This is a genomic window from Bradyrhizobium sp. PMVTL-01 (genome assembly GCF_051861855.1).
Lineage (GTDB): Bacteria > Pseudomonadota > Alphaproteobacteria > Rhizobiales > Xanthobacteraceae > Bradyrhizobium.
The window spans coordinates 6,503,218-6,521,940 of the sequence record NZ_CP193982.1 but is presented as its reverse complement, the minus strand read 5'-3'; the positions used below and the strand labels follow the sequence as shown (position 1 = coordinate 6,521,940).

Genomic DNA, 18,723 nt, shown 5'->3' with positions numbered 1-18,723 from the left:
GTAGAATGGGCCGCCACGGCGAACGAAGCGGACGACCGCTCGAGATGCGCTTCTGCGGAATTGCAGCCGTGCCGCACTCCGCCCAGCCGGCGGCCTCGGGCGACGGTCGTTGCCCCTTCCATCGGGGACAATTACGGCTGCACATCGCGTGGCCTTCGTTTTCTTGGCCGACCGGAACGATGCAGACCCCGCACTTTCTGCTGTTGAAAAAGCTCCCCGCATACGTCTCGCAACCATTGGCTTGCCGGGTCGTGATGGAAGCGGGCATGCCAATATTGCTTCACCGTGAAGCCGGCGATCGCCAGCGGGCAGTCGAGCACGCGCAGTCCGTAGTAGTGAGCCAGCGTTTCGCCGATGTGCCTTGGAAGGGTGGCGATCAGGTCGGTCGTCCCGATGATTGCGGGTAACCCCAAAAAGCCGGGTAGCTCGAGCGCAACGTCGAGGACTATCCGCTGCTCCTGTAGCGCGTCCGCGAGCAACTGATGTCCGGTACCCGATCGAATGAGGACGTGCGCCTCATGCCTGAAATCCTTTGCGGTGATGCGGTCGCGGATTCGGGCATGTTTTGCGTTCGCCAGGCAGACCCAATCCTGCGGAAAGAGTGCCTGTTGGAAGTGCCCGGCGTCGAGGTCCGAGATGTAGCCGAGCGCCAGATCGGCCTCGCCGGACTGCAGCATTCGTGGCGTATCGCCGCCGATCTGCGCTGCCTCGATGCGGATGCCCGGAGCAACGCGGCGAACGTAGCCGAGGATGGCCGGAAGGAGCGTGATATGGCTCGCATCCGTCATGCAGATGACGAAGCGGCGCTTTGCTGTCGCCGGGTCGAACTCAGGACGAAGCTCCGCAAGACGACGCAGCATCTCCAACGCCTGCCTGGCCGTGCCGATGAGAGCTTCGGCACGCGGGGTCGGCAGCATTCCCTCCGCAGACCGAATGAAGAGCGGATCATCCAGCTCCTTTCGCAGGCGCGCCAGCCAGATCGAAATGGTCGGCTGGCTTTGACCGAGCTTTTCGGCTGCCTTGGTGACGCTGCCCGAGGAGAACAATGCGTCAAACAGCCGGAGAAGGCGCGGCTCCAGCAGGTTGGTCTCGGAGAGGTCCCGGTGCTTCATTGCGATCTTCAATAATGGATATAAGGACCATAGCATATCCAAATACGGAGCAGCCTGCTAGCACGCCTCCAATGCCAAGATGGGCGAGGGAGGAGCGTTCGGATGAGGATCTGCTTTATCGGCGCGGGAGCCCTGGGCTCGACCATCGGCGGCACGCTGGCGCGCGGTGGTGCCGAGGTTTGGTTGATCGACCCGTTTCAGGCTCATATCGACGCGATCAATGCTGCTGGTCTGCGGATGCTCGAAGGTGACGCCGAGACCGTGGTGAAGGTCTCTGCCTGTATCTCCGCGGACCAGGTCGGCGTCGTGGCGGACCTCGTCATCGTCCTCGTCAAATCCTATCACACGCGCGATGCGATCCGGGCGGCAGCGCCGATCATCGGGCCGCAGACGGTCGTGATGTCGCTTCAAAACGGTCTTGGTCACGAGGACATCCTCGCGGAGGAAGTCGGTCGTCACAGGGTCATGGCGGGCAAGACCTATGTTGGCGGCGTGCTGCTCGGCCCCGGTCATGTTCGCTCCGGAGTGGTCGGCAAGGAAACCATCGTCGGCGAGCTTGATGGACGCTTGACGGAACGCGCACAGCGGATTTCCGAGACGTTCAATCGTGCCGGCATTCTCACGCTGCTCAGCGACAACATCCTGGGCACGATGTGGGACAAGTTGTTCATCAACGTCGCCGGAGGCGGAATCACCGCCATTACCGGGCTGACTTATGGTGGTCTCTATTCGCTGCCGATCCTGGAGGATTGCGCGCTGGCCGCAATCTCGGAGGGCATCGCGGTCGCGCAGGCCGCCGGCGTGAAGATCTCGATCGCCGATCCGCGCCGGGCCTGGACGATGGCATCCGCTGGGCTGCCGCCCGAGTTCAAGACCTCGATGTTGCAGAGCTTGCAGGCCGGCAATCTGACCGAGGTCGATTACATTCACGGCTCCGTCGTGCGTTGGGGGGCGAAGTTCAATGTCCCGACTCCCGTCAACTCGACCCTCGTCGCGTTGATCAAGGGGCTCGAATACGCCCGCAGCGATTATCCAGGAAAGGCCTGAGACGATGTCGCTGCCGCGCGCCTATGTCGAACACGTCGCGATCCGTGTGCCGGACGTCGATCGTCACGTCGACTTCTTTCGTGAGGTGCTTGGTCTCACTATCCGCGACGAGCAACCCGCCGATGGTGCCCGCCCGCGTCAGGTATGGGTGCTCGGAAGCGTGCAGCTGATCGAGGATCCACATTTTGCCGGGCCAGAGGGGCGCCTCGCTCATCTCGGCATCATGGTCGACGATTACGAAGGTGTGCTCGCCCGTGCTGCGGCGTGGGGAGCCAAGGCACTCCCCGCCGGGCCGAACTGGCTCGAGCTGCCGGGCGGCCTGAACGTCGAAATCTTGCAAGCCAGTGCTGGTGCCGTGGAAGCGGCGCTGGCGATCAATCCACGGGCCTAAGGAACACGCGACATGACGGATGAGCGCTACTGGGACGATGCCAAGGTCGGGGACGAATGCGTCACTCCCTCAGTGACGGTTACCGAAACGATGGTGAATGCCTACGCCGAGCTGACGGGCGATTTCACGCCGGTCCATGTCGACGAGGAATACGCCAAGACCACACCATTCGGCACGCGCGTCGCGCACGGGCTGTTTGGTCTGTCGCTGGCAGATGGTTTGAAGACCCGTGCCGACTACCGCTTCCTTCCTGGAATGTCGCTGGGCTGGACTTGGGATTTCAAGCTGCCGATCAAGCTCGGCGATACCGTCCATGTGAAGTTCCGCGTTGGTTCAATGCGCGCCACGAAGCGGGAAGGGTGGGGCATCGTGGTGCTGCCCTCCGAGTTGATCAACCAGCGCGGCGAAGTTGTGCAGCTCGGCGAGCACCGGCTGATGATCCCGATGCGCCCGAAGACCAGCGCCGCAGGAGAGCAGGCATGACCGTGCAAGATCTGCCGCTCAAGGGCATTCGCGTCATCGACTACAGCCATTTCCTGGCAGGCCCGTTCATGGGCCGTTGCCTCGCCGCAATGGGTGCGGACGTCATCAAGGTGGAGCGTCCGAAGGCAGGCGATGCGGGCCGCGCCCATGGCTATTTCAAGGAGGGACAATCCGGTTACTTCCTGCAGCAGAACATGGGCAAGCAGGGGTTGTGCATCGACCTGCGCGATACGCGTGGCCTCGACCTGATGATGAAGCTGGTCGACACGGCCGACGTCTTCATCGAGAACTACCGCCCCGGCGCACTCGAGCGCCTCGGGCTTGGCTATAAGGCGCTCTCGGCACGCAATCCCGGGCTGATCTACTGCTCGGTCTCCGCCTATGGTCACACGGGTCCCTATGCCGACCGTCCGGGCTTCGGTCTGATCGCAGAGGCGATGTCGGGCGCTCTGGCGCAACTGGGCAATCCCGGCGAAGCGCCGCCGCTGCTGCACATGCCACTCGCCGACATGTATACCGGCATTCACGGCGTGGCTGCCATCAATGCCGCGCTGGTCGGCCGCGCGTCGTCCCGGCGCGGTCAACACATCGATCTGGCGCTGTACGACTGCATGGTCTCGATGCACGACTATGCGGTGCAGCGCTACTTTCTCTCCGGCGGGACCGACCTGCCGAAGCAGACCGGCAGCGGACAGCCGGACTCGACCGTCTACGGCGTCTTTCCGGCCAAGGACGGCAATCTCGTCATCGCCGCGCAAGTCGATGATGCGTGGCGGCGCTTGGCGACGTTGATCGGAGGAAGCGCGTTGGTATCCGACGAACGCTTCACCACGCCTGCCGGGCGCAACGACCATTATGCCGAAGCGATGGAGATTGTGCGCAGCTGGACGCTGTCGCAACCATCTCGGGACGCCTGTCTTGCGGCACTCGAGGAGGCAGGTGTGCCGTCGGCTCCCGTGCAGACGATCGAAGAGGTCGTGAAGGATCCGCAGATCCACGCGCGTGGCATGCTGGTGGAGCAGGAGCATCCTGTGCTCGGCAAGGTGACGTTGCCGAACCTGCCGTTCCGGTTCTCCGATTGCGACACCACCGTGCGTACTCCGGCGCCGCTGCTAGGCCAGGACAATCGCCGCATTGCCGCCTCGCTGGGAGTGCCGGCCGAAACTATCGAGGCGATGGTGCGTGACGGCGTTCTCTACAACGAAGCCGCAGTGCAGGAGTGAGCCATGAGCGATCGTTACGCGGTGATCGGCAATCCGATCGGCTTCAGCAAATCACCTCTCATCCACGGCACTTTCGCCAGAATGACGGGGCAGGACCTCGTCTATGAGGCGATTGAGGGTCCCCTCAATGGCTTCAGAGAACGGGTTGATCAATTCCGGACGGAGGGCGCCAAGGGGCTGAACATCACTGCCCCGTTCAAGCTCGATGCCTTCGCCTACGCAAACGAGCTTTCAGAGAGCGCCGACCGAGCTGGCGCCGTAAACTGCCTGAAGTTCGACGGCGATCGGATCATCGGCGAGAATTTTGACGGGATCGGCCTTGTGCGTGACATCACCACCAATCTCGGTGTAAAAATGGCCGGCCAGCGCGTCCTGATCCTCGGTGCCGGGGGCGCGGCGCGTGGCGCGCTGCTGCCGTTCCTGCGCCAGGAGCCGTCCGAGCTGGTTCTCGTCAACCGAACACTGTCGAAAGCAATTGCATTGGCTGAAGAGTTTGCCGGTTGTGGTCCCCTGATCGTCAGCGGCTATGCCGAGCTGGCCGATCTTGCCGAGGGCTACGACGTCGTGGTCAACGCGACATCGGCCAGCCTGCGCGGTGAAGTGCCGCCGCTTCCAGGCAATGTCTTCCGCGGTGCGGAGCTGGCGTACGAACTTGCCTACGGCAAGGGATTGACCCCCTTTCTGCGAGCGGCCCGCGCCGAAGGTGTAGCCAAGCTGGCCGACGGCGTCGGCATGCTGGTCGAGCAGGCGGCCGAAGCTTTTTCCTGGTGGCGCGGCGTTCGACCGAGCACGGCTGAGGTCATCGCCGAGCTGACTGTCCCTTTGAGCTGACGGCGCCATGCATCAGAAGTCCAGCTTTCTCGTCGGCCTGATCGGGAGCGGCATCGCCGCGTCACGCACTCCGCCCATGCATGAGGCGGCCGCTGACGCTGCGGGCATCCGCTATCTCTACAGGAAGATTGACCTGACCGAGTTGAAACTTGGTGCCGAAGCGCTGCCGGAATTGCTGACGGCGGCAAAGCGGATGGGCTTTGACGGGCTGAACGTGACCCATCCCTGCAAGCAGGCGATCATTCCACTCCTGGATGAGCTTTCGCCTGACGCGGAGGCGCTTGGTGCCGTGAACACCGTGGTCGTGAGGAATGGCCGAATGATCGGCCACAACACCGACTGGTTCGGCTTCGCCGAGAACTTTCGCCGCAACATGCAGGGTGCATCGCTCGGTCGTGTCGTCCAATTCGGCGCCGGCGGGGCAGGCGCGGCGGTCGCTTTCGGGCTCATGAAGCTCGGCGTGCGGGAACTAACCATCATCGACGTCGACTCGGCCAAGGCGCAGAGTTTGGTGGATAGCTTGTCCCCCCGATTTGCAGAAGCGCGCTTGAACGTCGGCCAGGATGTCGCGGCCGCCGTTGCTGCCGCAGACGGAATTGTCAACGCGACGCCGATCGGCATGGACAAATATCCGGGCACGCCGCTGCCGACGGCGTTGCTGCGTCCCGATCTGTGGGTCGCCGAGATCGTCTACTTCCCGCTGGAAACCGCCCTGCTGCGCGCGGCGCGCGCCCTCGGCTGCCGCACCGTCGATGGTGGTGGCATGGCGATCTTCCAGGGGACCGAAGCATTTCGCCTGTTCACGGGCATCTCACCTGATCCAGCCGTCTTCTTCGCCACCTTTGCGTCCTTGGGCGGGTGACACCCGGCCGTTGGGCGAGCGGCACGCACAACGCCCCAGAGGAAACGCAAGATGGGCTATACGCTCGATTTCTCGGTGGTTTGGCATGCGATGCCCGCCTTGCTGTGGGGGTGCGTGGGCACGTTGGCCCTGGCGCTGGCCGGCATGGCACTCGCAATGGTGATCGGTGTCGCCGGCGTCGCAGCACGCGATGCCAAGGCGGCTTGGTTGCGTGCTCTCGTAATCGGCTTCGTCGAGATCGTGCGCAATACGCCTTTCCTGGTGCAGATATTCTTCCTGTTCTTCGCCCTGCCGCTGATCGGATTGAAGCTCAATCCGACGGCCACGGCCGTCATCGCGCTCGGTGTCAATGGCGGTGCCTACGCCATCGAGATCATCCGCGGCGGGGTGCAATCCATTCACAAGGGACAAATAGAAGCCGGTTACGCGCTCGGCCTGCACAAAGGGCAGGTATTCCGGTTCATCGTGCTCAAGCCCGCGCTTCGCGCGATCTACCCATCGCTCACGGGGCAGTTCATCATGCTGACGCTGACCTCATCGATCTGTTCGGCGGTATCGGCCTACGAATTGACGTCGGTTGCGCAGCGCATCGAAAGCGACACGTTCCGCAGCTTCGAGGTCTATTTCTCCGTCACCTTCCTCTATCTCGCGATCTCCTGGCTGCTGATGCTGGGCTTCGCGGCCGTCTCCCACCGCTTCTTCTCCTATCCGACACGCTGAGGGAGCGATCATGACACCGCATTTTGGTCTTGCCGAGTTCGGCTTCCTGCTGCGTGGGCTGCAATGGACGGTGCTGCTGACGCTGGTCGCCTTTGTGGGCGGCTGCACGGCTGGGCTGGCCGTCGCATTGCTCCGCACCTGTGGTCACAAGGGCGTGGAATGGGTCACCCGCATCTACATCGGGATATTCCAGGGCACGCCGCTGCTGCTGCAGCTCTTCGTCGTGTATTACGGATTGGCGCTCACCGGGCTGAAGCTCGACGCCTTCGTCGCGGTGGCGATCGGTTTCACCGTGAATGCCTCCGCCTTCCTGGGTGAGATCTGGCGCGGCGCGATCCAGGCCGTGCCGCGCGGCCAGACCGAAGCGGCGATGGCGCTTGGCCTGCACTATTCGTCCCGCATGCGCGACATCGTGCTGCCGCAGGCGATTCGCATCTCGCTGCCGGCGACCATCGGCTATCTCGTGCAACTCATCAAGGGCACGTCGCTCGCGGCCATCGTCGGCTTCATCGAACTCGCCCGCGCCGGTCAGATCGTTTCGAACCAGACTTTCCAGCCGTTGCTCGTCTTCGGCGTGGTCGGCGCAATGTATTTCGTCCTCTGCTGGCCACTCTCGTGGTGGGGCAGTCGGATGGAGGCCCGGCTGGCCCTGGCCAGTCAAAGGTAGTATGGCGCACCTGCCCAGTCAAATACAGCCATCACCAGGAGGAGGAACCCCAATGTTGTTTTCACTCAATCGTCGCCGTTTCGGCATGGCGCTGCTGACGCTCGGGGCAATTGCCGTCGCAGGCCAATCGCAGGCGGGCACCCTGGAAGACGTGAAGAAGAAGGGCGTCGTCGTCATCGGCATTCAGGGCGACAATCCTCCCTGGGGCTATGTCGATAGCTCGGGAAAGCAGGACGGCATCGATGCCGACATGGGGCGCGCCTTTGCTGAATATCTCGGCGTGAAAGCCGAGTTCGTCCCGCTGGCGGTGGCCAATCGAATTCCGGCGCTGACCACAGGCCGGGTCGACATTCTGTTTGCAACCATGGCCATGCTGCCCGAGCGTGCGAAGGCGGTCCAGTATTCCAAGCCGTATGTTGCCAACGAGATTACGCTTGTCGCCGCCCAGGCAACCCCGATCAACAGCAACGCCGATATGGCCAAGTTCGTCATCGGCGTTCCGAGGTCTTCCACGCAGGATACTCAGGTGACCAACAACGCCCCGCCCGGGACCGAGATCCGCAGATTCGACGATGACGCCGCCACCATCCAGGCGCTGCTCTCTGGCCAAGTCCAGGCAGTCGGCGCCAATCTGTTTTATCCGCAGCGCCTCAACGCGGCAAAGCCGGAACTGGGGTTCGAGCCCAAGCTTCACTTCACCGCTCTTTACAACGGCGCTTGCACACGACTGGGCGACAGGGAGTGGAACGAGGCAGCCAACAAGTTCATCGACGAGATCAAGTCGAACGGCAAGTTGGCCCGTTTCTACGCCAAATGGATGAAGGTCCCGGTCCCTGTCTTCCCGGACTCCCTCCCCGGCGTTCCCTTCACCGTCCAGTAACCACCGCGAGCGGCCGACGCGATCCGCGTTGGCTGCCGCCCATCGGCGGAGACCAGCATGCAGGACCAGATCCTGATCGAAATGAAGGGCGTGCAGAAGTGGTACGGCGCGTACCAGGCTCTCCGCGACGTCGATCTCACCGTGCGCAAGGGCGAGAAGATCGTGCTCTGCGGTCCATCCGGGTCGGGCAAATCGACGCTGATCCGCTGTATCAACCGCCTCGAGGCGATCCAGCAGGGCAGCATCGTGGTGAACGGTCATCGGCTTGACGACAGCATCAAGGCTATTGATGTCGTACGCCAGGACGTCGGCATGGTCTTTCAGAGCTTCAACCTGTTTCCGCATATGACGGTCTTGCAGAATTGCATGCTCGCGCCCATTCGCGCGCGCCGCATCGGCAAGACCGAGGCGGAAACGATTGCGCGGAAATACCTCGAGCGCGTGCGCATCGGTGACCAGGCCGAGAAGTATCCGGCTCAGCTTTCGGGCGGTCAGCAACAGCGCGTCGCGATCGCGCGCGCGCTCTGCATGCAGCCCAAGGTGATGCTGTTTGACGAGCCGACCTCGGCGCTCGATCCCGAGATGGTCAAGGAGGTGCTCGATACGATGATAGGCCTTGCCAACGACGGTATGACCATGATTTGCGTCACCCACGAGATGGGCTTTGCCCGCCAGGTTGCCGACCGGGTCATCTTCATGGCGGAAGGCCAGATCATCGAAGAAGGCGCGCCCGACGCTTTCTTCCGCAATCCCCAACACGCCCGCACCAGGCAATTCCTTGGCGAGATCCTCGCCCATCACTGAACGGAGTTCTTCGATGAGTCGCCTTGTCTACGTCCTCAACGGACCAAATCTCAACTTGCTCGGCAAGCGCCAGCCCCACATCTATGGTCACGAGACGCTTGCGGACGTGGAGCGGGACTGTCTAGCGTTGGCTAAAGAGCTTGGCCTGGAGATTCGCTTCCATCAATCCAACCGGGAATACGAGCTGATCGACTGGATCCACGAGGCGCGCGAGACGGCTGCCGGGATCGTGATGAATCCTGCGGCTTTCACCCATACGTCAGTCGCCATCCTGGATGCTTTGAACACGTTCGAGGGGACAGTGATCGAGGTCCATATCTCCAACGTGCACAAACGCGAGGAATTCCGTCACCACTCGTTTGTCTCCAAACGGGCCGATGGGGTCATCGCAGGCTTCGGCACGCAAGGTTATCTGCTCGGCCTGCGCCGCGTGGCCAAGCTGCTTGATGAGAACAAGGGATAGCATCGGATGAGTGTACCCGTCCGCCTCTCGGTGATGGGAGCGGGCCTCATCGGCAAGCGACATATCGAACACATTCTCGCGCGGCGGAGGCGGCACTGTCGTCGATCGTCGATCGTCGATCCGGCGCCCGCGGCCCGAGAGCTGGCAGTTTCGCACAAGGTGGACTGGTTTCCGTCCTTGACATGCTCTCCGGAAACGGCCGGAAGGGGTGGCTGTCGCCCCCAACCAGATGCACGCGGCCAACGGCATGGATTGCATCGTGGCTCGCGGCCGCGGCCCGTGGTGAGCGGGCATGAAGGGCTGAAGACCCTTGGAGTGATCGACGCGGTCAAACGCACGGCGGAAACCCGAGATTTCATATCGGTCCCACGCCGTGGTATCGGCGCCTGGAAGTGTTCGCGTCCGAGATTCGCAGATGCCCGCACGAACCTTCAACGGCTCTTCATGTGCAAATAATCTGGATTGAAGTCACCAAGTCGCTTGAGCTCTCCCCAGTTCAGAACGATCAACTTGCCGTCGCGGAAATCCATGCTACCCGACGAACGCAATTGTTGAAGTGCGCGGTTGACCGAGGCGATCGCCATGGCGAGTGTCTCGCCGAGCTGGGGCAACGTCAGCGGAATCGAGCATCTGTTCCCGTCGTTGAGCTTGGAGAGGCGTGCCCGATAGAAGAGTTCGCAGAACAGATGCGCCATTCGGGTCGGCTTGAGCCTCGCGCTGTTGTTCGTGATGGCTTCCCGAAAGATTGCGGCATCCAGCAGCGTTTCTCTCCAGATGGCGATACCGAGCGAGGGACGTCGTTCGAAAGCCTTCAGGATTTCCTTGTGCGGTATGAAGGCGACGCACGCGGGACCAATCGAGCAAAGTGCATGATCCATTCTCTCGATGAAAAGCCCCTGTGCATCGGGCAGATCGCCCGACATGTGAAACGACAAGTATTGTCGATGCCCTCCTTTGAGGAGGTGATAGCGGGCGATCATTCCAGATACCACCAGAACCGCGTGTTTCGGATGGTCTCCCTGATGAATGAAGTCTTCATCGGGTGACAGCTCCTTGGTGGTCAACGAGAAGCTGCCGATTTCCGCAATGTCTTCCTCCCGGAGCCGTGAATGCTCCTTCAGGTTACGTATCAGCGTCTCGTGTGGGCGGTCCATTGCTCTCCAAACTTTTCCTCCGGACCCGTATCACCTGATACGACGGCGCGGTCCTCGCCGATCTAAACTCGGAATGTCTCTCGAAGTTTCCATGATTGAGTAGTCGGCCAGGAGAGTCGTTTTGTTCTCGGTGATGAGATCGCCAGTTGCGCTTCCGCACCATCAAACAGGGAGTCGCACCTTGCCCATCAACTCGCTCATTTCCGGGAGTGTCGATTTGACTCCAGAGCAGCGGCACGTTCTCGAACTCGCCTTCAGGCGCACTCTACGCAAGCTTAACTTGGTAGATCGCAACGATCCGATCTGCGAGATCGTCGCGCGCAAGGTCATTGAGGTCGGAGCCACGGGCGTGACCAATGCTGTCGCGATCTCGGAGATCGCCTTTCGGGAGCTTCGTCCTTCGTAATCCGCCTCGGTTGAGCGGGTACCCCGCGCTGGCTCAAGTCGGCTCGGGATATCGAAGGCTCGGGCTGCGAAGCGTGCAACGCATGACTGCCGCATTGCAGCAATGTCGCACATCCCGCCCGCCCGCGGGGCCTCTGCCCCCAGGCCGCAACAATTACCGCCGCTTTCTCTGAAAAGCTTAACATTCCTGAATCGCAAAGCCGAAAGAACCACGATAAACTGGGGCTTTCCAGCATGGGGGCATCTTATGTTCGACACGGCCACCACCGCGCTTTTGCGCGCGGTCCTTGATGAAGTCTGCGAAGAGGTCTCGCAGCGCGAGATCGGAACACGTACGCACGTCGCCTCGAAGATCCTGGAGGCTGCAAAAAGGGGCGAGGTCCGTCCCGAGGGGCTCAGGCAGATCGGCCGTGACGCTCTCTCGCACGCGCCCACGATGTGGCGCTGATTGATCCGGAGCGGGCGCGTGAATTTCCAGGTGACGGTCCTGAAGATCCTGGCGAGCTATCCGGATGGCTTCGCCGTCATGGAGGATCTCAAGCGGGACATGGCCATCCTGGCGACCAGCGGCCGCGATTGGGCTGACCGGACCAGGCGCCTCGCGGCACGGGTGCCGGATCTCGACATCTTTTCACAAGGACTGGTCGAACGCATAAGCGGCGGGTGGAGGCTGACGTTCAAGGGGCGGGAAGTGCTCGAATTGATGGAAGCCCGCCCGGCCGCGCCCGAACCGGTCCAAGCGCCTTTCGTCGGGGAGCCTCCGGCAACGATATTGGCGTCGGCGCCCGTGCCGCCGCTGCCGCAGCCGGCCGATCGTGCCAGGCGCCGCGAACGCCACGAACGGCGTCGGGAGGCGCGCGAGCGGGCTAGGGCGAACGCCTCGTAAGATAAATTTGCGAACAAGAAAAAAGCCGCCGGCGTTTGTAGACCGCGCCGGCGTGTGCATCGACGTCGACGCCGTGGTCTTCCAAAAGCACGATTTGGTTCTGCGGCGACTTGCTGAAGGGGTGACCGCGAACGGCCGCGACACGACTTATCCCGTAGCGTGAGATCGTGCGCCGACGGCGTCAGGCGGCGCGAAGGAGCGAGCGGCGCTTCTGGCGGAGGTAACGTGTGATCTCCGGGAGCGGCATCGCGTTCAGCACCCTGTCCGGAGGCACCCCGCCCTTGCGCGCCATCTCAACGCCCCAGTGCATGTGGTCAAGCTCGGGGATCGAGTGGGCGTCCGGGTTGATGCTCATCATGCAGCCGAACTCAAGGGCCGCTTGGTGCCAACGCCAGTCGAGGTCGAGGCGCCACGGATGGGCATTGATCTCGACGACAACGTCATGCTTGGCGCATGCGCGAAGGATCTTCTCGATGTCGATTTCGTAGCCGGGCCGCCGCTGGAGCTGCCGTCCGGTCATGTGGCCGATGATGGTAGCGTGAGGATTGGAGATGGCCCGAAGCAGGCGCTGCGTCTGTGCCTTGCGGTCCAGCTTGAAACGGCCGTGGATGCTCGCGACCACGAAATCGAAGCGCCGCAGCACGTCGTCCGCATAGTCCAGCGACCCGTCCGCCAGAATGTCGGATTCGATACCTTTGAGGATCCGGAAATCCTCGCCGAAGCGCTTGTTCAACCGGTCGGCATCACGATGCTGCTGCGTGATCTCGTCCACGGAGAGACCGCCCGCATAGTGCGCGGACTTGGAGTGGTCGGCGACGCCGAAATAGTCGAAGCCGCGCTGGCGGGTTGCTTCGGCCATGGTTTCAAGCGTCTCGGTGCCGTCGGAAGCATCGGTGTGGCAGTGGATTATTCCGCGGAGATCCTCGTCGGTGACGAGCTTCGGCAGCTTGCCCTTCAGAGCCAGTTCGACCTCGCCGCGCCCCTCCCTGAGTTCGGGGTCGATGAATGGCAAACCGAGGGCGCGATAGATATCGGCCTCCTCGCCGGCGACCAGGGTGCGGCCCTCGTGCAAGCCGTCGGCCTCCAACCGCATTCCTTTCTCCGCGGCCAAAGATTGAAGTTTCTCGATGTGAGCAGCGGAGCCGGTGGCGAAGAGAAGGGTGGCGCCGAAATGTCTGCGGTCGGACAGGCGGATCTGCAGTCCGTCCGCTGCGGTCGCTTTCGGCGTCTTGGCGGCCTTGGGAGCTTCCGCAACGATCGTGAGGTCGCCAACGAGCTCGCAGCCTCGGCGGAAATCGCCAGCGATCGTCACGCGCCTGAGTTCCGGCCGAGCCTTGCGCACCGACTTCTCTGCGTGCGCGAGCAGGGCGGCGGCACGGTGAAGGTGGAGGCGGCCCTCTCCGCTTTTCGCGATAGCCAGGTTCTGCAGAATCTTGCTCTGCAGCGCAGCGCCCAGTCCTTTGGCCTTCTTGATGCGGTCGTCTTTGGCGGCTGCCTCCAATTCGGCGAGCGAGGCGATCCCGAGATCCCTGTAGAGACGCAGCACTTTTTCTGGGCGCAGACCGGGCACGCCAAGCATCTCGAGCACGCCCGCGGGTGTCTCCTTCCGCAGCTTTTCAAGGCTTGGATGAGTACCCGTCTTGTGAAGCTTGGTGATGATGTCGGCGATCGCCTCGCCGACGCCGGGAATCTCCGTCAGCCGGCCTTCGGCGACGAGCACATGGAGTGGGACCGCGAGGGCTGCCAAACTGTCGGCGGCGCGCGCATAGGCCTTCGCCCTGTAGGGGTTGCCGCCACGCAACGCGGCGCGCTGTGCGTACTCTCGCAGGAGACCTGCTACGGCGCGCGAATCGAGGGAAGGCACTCAGCGAGCCTCCCGTCGCGCGCTCTGCGGCCCCGACAGGGCGGACCGACTTTGAGCAGTGGGGGCGTCTTCGGGATCCAGAGATCTCTCGAGCTTCTGCGCCGCCCGGAAGTCCTCAAGGTGCTGCGTGGCCATGGGCTGCCTCTTTATCGAGGAGAATCTCAATTCGGCTGGCGACCAGCTGCAGATGCTTCATTCTGCCCTGCGGCATCCATCGAGCCAAGGAACTCGAACGACGTAGCCCCGAAAGTAGTCAAACGCGTCCGACATGATGTCGTTCAACGCCACCTCTCGCCTAAAGTTCGGTCACCCGGGCGCCTCTGGCCGAATGGCGAAGCGGAACCTGCGAATCCTTCCTGGCGTTGCCGCGGTGCCAACATGGAGGAATCAGCATGGCAAAGTCGAAAAAGCAGACGACGCGCGGCCGCAAGCAGGACCGGGCACGGGTCGCGGGCGGACAGCCTTACGAGGTTCGCTACGAGGCGAAGAAGACTGGCCGCTCGGCGTCCGCGGTGAAAAAAGCGGTCAAGAAGGTAGGCAGCAGCCGCAAGAAGGTTGAGCGGCGCCTCGGCCGGTGAGGAGGCCGTTCGGCCATCGCTCGTCAGGAACGACCCTACCCCCGTCGATGGGGTCAGTGATCAGTCTTCGGTGCCGTCCCTTGTTGCCGCGACTAAGCTCCAGCGAGCGCCCCCGGCGGGCCGGGGCGTTCGCTTTTTGTGTCGGATTCACAAATGTGAATCCCTCCGGGATCGTTTTTTGGGATGAAGCGGTGTTTGCCGACGTTTGCCGACCAGACAGCGGCAGACCCCTCGGTCCCAGCTCGTTTTTCGATCCGGAAAAACCTCCAGGCTGGGGCCGATGTGGTCCCCCGGCGAGGCGGCCGCCGCTCACAGGGGCAGTAATGGCCGGGGCGGCTCGGCGGCAAGCCAGCCGAGTGCAATGACATCCCGCCGGGGTTCAATTCCGCCCGGTGTCCTCCGGGCGCACCAACTCGTGCTGCTTGCAATATATTGCTGCCCCGCGTTACAATCTCCCCGTGCCTTGAGGCACGTGATATTGAGAGTTGGGACCCGCGATTATGTGCTCGCTGGGTCATTGCAGTTCAGTCTGTTTTTGAGAGCTCATTTTGCAAACGCATTTGGAACGCCCATGTCCTGTAAAGCACTCGTCTCGGCTTATGTACGTTTGAGGAACCAGCAGGCGCTCGAAGATATGCGACGTCTTCGGCGTGAATTGCTCCAGGTTGCTTCCGCCTCTGCGTTGGAGCACATCCAACGTGATCTCAAGTTGATCGAGGAGGGGCTGGAACAGTTGCGCAGATTGCGCCAAAGGCCGCCAACGAACAGCGCCGCGAGCGCTCGGTTGCATCCGGAGTGAGGGCACTCCCGTCCGAGGTACGCCGGTTGCTCCATCGCCGGTGACCTTTCTGTGGTGCAGGTTGTTGCGCCTGGGCTCGCATTCAGCCGTGCCTGGCCCGGGAACTTTGGCCCCAGCTCGCTCCCTCCGGCCCGAGTTGGGGCCTTCCGCAACTGAAAAAGCCCCGTGATCACCCACAGCAACGGCAGTGCTGCAGTGGACGCCATGACGCTCGAGTTGATGAACTGTTGGCCGGTGCAGACGTTCTAGATTTTTGCAATCAAGGATTCTTGCCGTGCCCCATGCAGTATTGGTCGTGGATGATGACCCGGACGTGCTCCACGTGATCGTCAGCATGTTGGAAGACCTGGGCTGCGAAACGGTCAGCGCGAAGAGCGGCGACGAGGCGTTGCACACTCTAAAATTCAACAACGAAATCTCGATACTCATCACCGATATCAACATGCCCGGCATGGACGGTCATGAGCTGGCCGAAAGGGCCAGGCGTTTGCGACCCGAACTCAAGATCTTGCAACTGTCCGGCCGGGAGCGACGGCGCGATGGGTATCCCATGATCAGGAAGCCCTTTGATGAGCAGGACCTCGCGCGGGTCATGCACGAAACCATGGGAGCGTGCTGAGCGTCGACCCCATCCACAGCCGCGGCCGCCTTGTGGCTATCGATATGTCCGTTCGGCTTAAGTGTTCATCGCCAGATTGATTACGGGAGTTCATCTTCCCATATGCGCCGGCGGCATCCTTGACATTGGAGGTAACGAACGTGGCAGTCCTTATGGGGGTCAAACACCTTGACCACCGTCAGCAAGCTGTCGCGGCAGTGTGGGCAGGTAAGTTCCGGTGCGGGCGGCTTTGCCATCGCCCCCTTATAATTCCAATGTCGTCAGGCTGGCATTGTCACAGGTTAGTCCCGTGGACGAATTAGGGCATCGCCTCGCCGCGCGCTGAGAGCTCCACGGAAGGTGCAGCTCCAGTCGGCGACGCCTAGTGCGTGTTCGATTTCTGCCATTTCTCGAGATCGAGCGGCGGCCGCTTAGGATCGATCTGGTCCTTCTCCGGGTTGCCGTGCCATGGCTTATCGGTCTGCCTGTGGGTGGGCATGTCCGTCTGCTGGCGCGGATCGTCGAGCGGCGTCTCTCTCGGGTCGTTCTCGGCTGCCTTTGGCATGTGTTCCTCATCGATTGTGTTGGAGAGCGGTCAAGTTCTGACCAACCGTCCGAAAAGTCAGTCGTTCCAGCTCGTGCGAACTGCAGCCAACGATTGCAGGAACGACCGCCGCGCCGGCTCATTTCCTCCGGTGAACGCGCAGGATCGCAAGCCCTGGAAAGGGACGGCGCGAGCCCGATGCAGCGGTGCCGAGAGCTCCAGCCAACACTCCGGGAACGCAGGTCTCCGGCGGAGGCGGGAGAGCGCGATCAGCACCACACGCATGACGACCGCCACGGGCGTTGATGGCCGCGACCTGCCACAGGCGGACGAGAACGGAGAGAGACGATGCGGATGACCAGCCTGGGACTCGCGCTGATTGCTATCCTCTTGAACGCTTCCATCGGTCCTGCTTCCGGGCAGGGTGGAGGAGGCGGGGGAGGTTCGGGCGGATCCGGTGGCGCCGGGAGCGCGAGCGGCACAGCGGGAACCGGAAACGCTGCCAGCGGCGGCACCTCGGGAGCCGCGAACCAAAGCAGCGGCACCACATCAGGCACGGTTAATTCCACAAATCCTGCCGACGCGGCACGGGGCACGACGGCGCCTGGCACCAACGGCGCCGGAACGGCTCAGTCGGGCGGCGGCAGCGGCCCCAGGGGATCGACCACCGTCGGTCGGCCCGGCAACCTGGCAGGCGGCGCGAGCAGCGGCCGCATCGACGGGACGACGACGCCCGGTCCGGCGCTGCAGGGCGACGATCAGATTCGCTCCGAGAACTCGCAGAACTCCAAGGTCGATCGCAAGATCAAGAGCATCTGCAAGGGGTGCTAAGGGCAAGTTCAGGACGCCGGCTGCTCCGGCGTCCAATCCAGGTCTGTGTCGTCGTGAGGTTCACGATCAGGAGCGCACGGCCGATTTTCAAATCGTCCTCGAGCACCGCCTGGCCATCGTCGTCCTCAAGCGTGCCGGAGATAACCGATGGTTGAGTTCAGGCTTCCGAAACATTCGCGTATTGAAAAAGGAACGGTGTGGCCCAGGCCCGCCGGAAAGGCGCTGCGCGAATTTCAGGTCTATCGCTGGAATCCGGACGATGGCCGCAATCCCAGGCTCGACACCTATTTCGTGGACACGTCGGATTGCGGGCCGATGGTGCTGGATGGCCTGATCTGGATCAAGAACAACATCGACTCGACCTTGACGTTCAGGCGCTCCTGTCGGGAGGGCGTTTGCGGCTCCTGCTCGATGAACATCGCGGGCCAGAACACGCTCGCCTGCACCAAATCCATGAGCGAGGACGTTGTACACGGCGAGCCGCTGCGCGTGCTGCCCTTGCCGCATCAGCCGGTGGTGAAGGATCTTGTACCGGACCTGACGAATTTCTATGCGCAGCTCGCCCTGGTCGAACCCTGGCTGCAGACCACCTCGCCGGCGCCGCCGAAGGAATGGCGGCAGAGCCACGAGGACAGGGCCAAGCTGGATGGTCTCTACGAATGTATCCTCTGCGCCTGCTGCTCGACGTCGTGTCCCAGCTACTGGTGGAATTCCGAGCGCTTTCTCGGCCCGGCGGCTCTGATCCAGGCTGCACGCTGGATCAACGACAGCCGCGACGAGGCGACGGGCGAGCGCCTCGACATGCTCGAAGACCCCTTCAGGATCTATCGCTGTCACACCATCCTCAACTGCGCCAAGGCTTGTCCGAAGGGGCTCAATCCCGGAGAAGCAATTTCCGCCCTCCGCCTCAAGATGGTGGAGCGGAAGTTCTGATTGCGGCGGCCACGATCCACCGCAGGAACCATGGCCAATGCGTCGACTTGTCAACCCGTTGGAGAGGTCCGATGGGAAACAAACAGTTCGCCGCTTTGCCGTTTCGTCTGGACAATTCCGAGCTCCGCGTGATGCTGATCACGACCAGACGCAAGCGCAGGTGGAGCGTCCCAAAGGGCTCACTGATCCGCAATACGTCGCCACATCGCACGGCCGCGCTCGAAGCCTACGAGGAGGCGGGCGTGATGGGCGTCATCGCAAAGCGCGCGTTGGGCAGCTTCAAGCACCGCAAACGCAAGGGCGAGCGCACGCGGACCGTGGACGTCGCCGTCTTCCCGATGAAAGTGCATGGGCGCGAGCGCTGGTGGCCGGAGAAGGGCGAGCGCGAGGCGATCTGGGTCTCGGCCGAGATGGCGGCGCGTCTGGTGCACAAGGCCGAGCTGCGGCAGCTGATCAAGCGCTTCGCGGCGCAAACGGAGAAGGGCGGGCTCGTGTCCTGAGCCCATCAGCGGCAGGGCATTAGGAACGCGCGGACGATCCCGTCGTTCAAGCTTAGATGAACCAGCGGCCGACCGGTCTCGTATCCGAAGAGCGCCCGCCACACGAAGTCCGCTGCGATCAGGCGGCGTTGTGCGATCCGCTTTGCCG

The 18,723-nt window shown here is 62.5% G+C and carries 23 protein-coding genes; 19 read left to right on the top strand and 4 right to left on the bottom strand.

Annotated features, from left to right (window positions below; translation table 11 throughout):
- Positions 1-131 precede the first annotated feature (131 nt).
- Positions 132-1,112, bottom strand: coding sequence for a LysR family transcriptional regulator (locus tag ACRQ5Q_RS31515; RefSeq protein ID WP_439393826.1), 981 nt, complete (start codon positions 1,110-1,112; stop codon positions 132-134).
- 102 nt (positions 1,113-1,214) lie between these two features.
- On the opposite strand from ACRQ5Q_RS31515, the gene ACRQ5Q_RS31510 reads away from it, so the two are divergent.
- From ACRQ5Q_RS31510 to aroQ, 11 genes are read left to right on the top strand one after another with little or no spacing between them, the layout of a single operon-like run.
- Positions 1,215-2,159, top strand: coding sequence for a ketopantoate reductase family protein (locus tag ACRQ5Q_RS31510; protein WP_439373941.1), 945 nt, complete (start codon positions 1,215-1,217; stop codon positions 2,157-2,159).
- A gap of 4 nt (positions 2,160-2,163) precedes the next feature.
- Positions 2,164-2,550: a VOC family protein gene (locus ACRQ5Q_RS31505; RefSeq protein ID WP_439373942.1), complete on the top strand. Its 387-nt coding sequence runs from the start codon at positions 2,164-2,166 to the stop codon at positions 2,548-2,550.
- A 12-nt stretch (positions 2,551-2,562) separates the two neighbouring features.
- The gene (locus ACRQ5Q_RS31500; protein WP_439373943.1) at positions 2,563-3,033 is read left to right on the top strand and encodes a MaoC family dehydratase; all 471 of its coding nucleotides are present in this window, start codon (positions 2,563-2,565) and stop codon (positions 3,031-3,033) included.
- A complete protein-coding gene (locus ACRQ5Q_RS31495; RefSeq protein ID WP_439393824.1) occupies positions 3,030-4,256 on the top strand; it encodes a CaiB/BaiF CoA transferase family protein in 1,227 nt (408 codons plus the stop codon). The genes ACRQ5Q_RS31500 and ACRQ5Q_RS31495 overlap by 4 nt, the downstream gene beginning before the upstream one ends.
- Before the next feature lie 3 nt (positions 4,257-4,259).
- Positions 4,260-5,087, top strand: a complete 828-nt coding sequence (gene aroE, locus ACRQ5Q_RS31490; RefSeq protein WP_439373945.1) for a shikimate dehydrogenase — start codon at positions 4,260-4,262, stop codon at positions 5,085-5,087.
- Positions 5,088-5,094: 7 nt separating this feature from the next.
- Positions 5,095-5,949: a shikimate dehydrogenase gene (locus ACRQ5Q_RS31485; protein WP_439373946.1), complete on the top strand. Its 855-nt coding sequence runs from the start codon at positions 5,095-5,097 to the stop codon at positions 5,947-5,949.
- A gap of 51 nt (positions 5,950-6,000) precedes the next feature.
- On the top strand, positions 6,001-6,669 hold the full coding sequence (locus tag ACRQ5Q_RS31480) for an amino acid ABC transporter permease (RefSeq protein WP_439373947.1): 669 nt from the start codon (positions 6,001-6,003) through the stop codon (positions 6,667-6,669).
- Between the two features lie 10 nt (positions 6,670-6,679).
- Positions 6,680-7,336 (top strand): amino acid ABC transporter permease, encoded by a 657-nt coding sequence (locus ACRQ5Q_RS31475; protein WP_439373948.1) that lies wholly within the window; start codon positions 6,680-6,682, stop codon positions 7,334-7,336.
- Positions 7,337-7,388: 52 nt separating this feature from the next.
- Positions 7,389-8,216, top strand: a complete 828-nt coding sequence (locus ACRQ5Q_RS31470; protein ID WP_439399912.1) for a transporter substrate-binding domain-containing protein — start codon at positions 7,389-7,391, stop codon at positions 8,214-8,216.
- Positions 8,217-8,273: 57 nt separating this feature from the next.
- Positions 8,274-9,020: an amino acid ABC transporter ATP-binding protein gene (locus ACRQ5Q_RS31465; protein ID WP_439373949.1), complete on the top strand. Its 747-nt coding sequence runs from the start codon at positions 8,274-8,276 to the stop codon at positions 9,018-9,020.
- A gap of 13 nt (positions 9,021-9,033) precedes the next feature.
- Positions 9,034-9,483, top strand: coding sequence for a type II 3-dehydroquinate dehydratase (gene aroQ, locus ACRQ5Q_RS31460; protein ID WP_439373950.1), 450 nt, complete (start codon positions 9,034-9,036; stop codon positions 9,481-9,483).
- Positions 9,484-9,914: 431 nt separating this feature from the next.
- Here aroQ and ACRQ5Q_RS31455 read toward each other — a convergent pair whose 3' ends face one another.
- Positions 9,915-10,637, bottom strand: coding sequence for a Crp/Fnr family transcriptional regulator (locus tag ACRQ5Q_RS31455; protein WP_439373951.1), 723 nt, complete (start codon positions 10,635-10,637; stop codon positions 9,915-9,917).
- A 181-nt stretch (positions 10,638-10,818) separates the two neighbouring features.
- Between ACRQ5Q_RS31455 and ACRQ5Q_RS31450 the strand changes: the two genes are divergently transcribed.
- From ACRQ5Q_RS31450 to ACRQ5Q_RS31440, 3 genes are all read left to right on the top strand, one after another.
- Positions 10,819-11,043: a hypothetical protein gene (locus ACRQ5Q_RS31450; protein WP_439373952.1), complete on the top strand. Its 225-nt coding sequence runs from the start codon at positions 10,819-10,821 to the stop codon at positions 11,041-11,043.
- Positions 11,044-11,289: 246 nt separating this feature from the next.
- Positions 11,290-11,490 (top strand): hypothetical protein, encoded by a 201-nt coding sequence (locus tag ACRQ5Q_RS31445; protein ID WP_439373953.1) that lies wholly within the window; start codon positions 11,290-11,292, stop codon positions 11,488-11,490.
- 18 nt (positions 11,491-11,508) lie between these two features.
- The gene (locus ACRQ5Q_RS31440) at positions 11,509-11,928 is read left to right on the top strand and encodes a hypothetical protein (RefSeq protein WP_439393822.1); all 420 of its coding nucleotides are present in this window, start codon (positions 11,509-11,511) and stop codon (positions 11,926-11,928) included.
- 181 nt (positions 11,929-12,109) lie between these two features.
- On the opposite strand, the gene ACRQ5Q_RS31435 is transcribed toward ACRQ5Q_RS31440, so the two are convergent.
- Positions 12,110-13,792 carry a helix-hairpin-helix domain-containing protein gene (locus ACRQ5Q_RS31435; RefSeq protein WP_439393820.1) on the bottom strand — a complete coding sequence of 561 codons (1,683 nt, stop codon included), beginning with the start codon at positions 13,790-13,792 and terminating at the stop codon, positions 12,110-12,112.
- Between the two features lie 392 nt (positions 13,793-14,184).
- On the opposite strand from ACRQ5Q_RS31435, the gene ACRQ5Q_RS31430 reads away from it, so the two are divergent.
- Positions 14,185-14,370, top strand: a complete 186-nt coding sequence (locus tag ACRQ5Q_RS31430) for a DUF3606 domain-containing protein (RefSeq protein ID WP_439373956.1) — start codon at positions 14,185-14,187, stop codon at positions 14,368-14,370.
- A 1,073-nt stretch (positions 14,371-15,443) separates the two neighbouring features.
- Positions 15,444-15,788, top strand: a complete 345-nt coding sequence (locus ACRQ5Q_RS31425) for a response regulator (protein ID WP_439373957.1) — start codon at positions 15,444-15,446, stop codon at positions 15,786-15,788.
- Positions 15,789-16,149: 361 nt separating this feature from the next.
- On the opposite strand, the gene ACRQ5Q_RS31420 is transcribed toward ACRQ5Q_RS31425, so the two are convergent.
- Positions 16,150-16,332 carry a hypothetical protein gene (locus tag ACRQ5Q_RS31420; RefSeq protein ID WP_439373958.1) on the bottom strand — a complete coding sequence of 61 codons (183 nt, stop codon included), beginning with the start codon at positions 16,330-16,332 and terminating at the stop codon, positions 16,150-16,152.
- Positions 16,333-16,659: 327 nt separating this feature from the next.
- Between ACRQ5Q_RS31420 and ACRQ5Q_RS31415 the strand changes: the two genes are divergently transcribed.
- The 3 genes from ACRQ5Q_RS31415 (at position 16,660) to ACRQ5Q_RS31405 (ending at position 18,575) form a co-directional block, all read left to right on the top strand.
- Positions 16,660-17,142, top strand: a complete 483-nt coding sequence (locus tag ACRQ5Q_RS31415; protein ID WP_439393818.1) for a hypothetical protein — start codon at positions 16,660-16,662, stop codon at positions 17,140-17,142.
- Between the two features lie 147 nt (positions 17,143-17,289).
- Positions 17,290-18,075 (top strand): succinate dehydrogenase iron-sulfur subunit, encoded by a 786-nt coding sequence (locus tag ACRQ5Q_RS31410; protein ID WP_439373960.1) that lies wholly within the window; start codon positions 17,290-17,292, stop codon positions 18,073-18,075.
- A 71-nt stretch (positions 18,076-18,146) separates the two neighbouring features.
- Complete coding sequence (locus ACRQ5Q_RS31405) at positions 18,147-18,575, top strand: NUDIX hydrolase (protein WP_439373961.1); 429 nt, start codon at positions 18,147-18,149, stop codon at positions 18,573-18,575.
- The last annotated feature ends 148 nt before the right edge of the window (positions 18,576-18,723 follow it).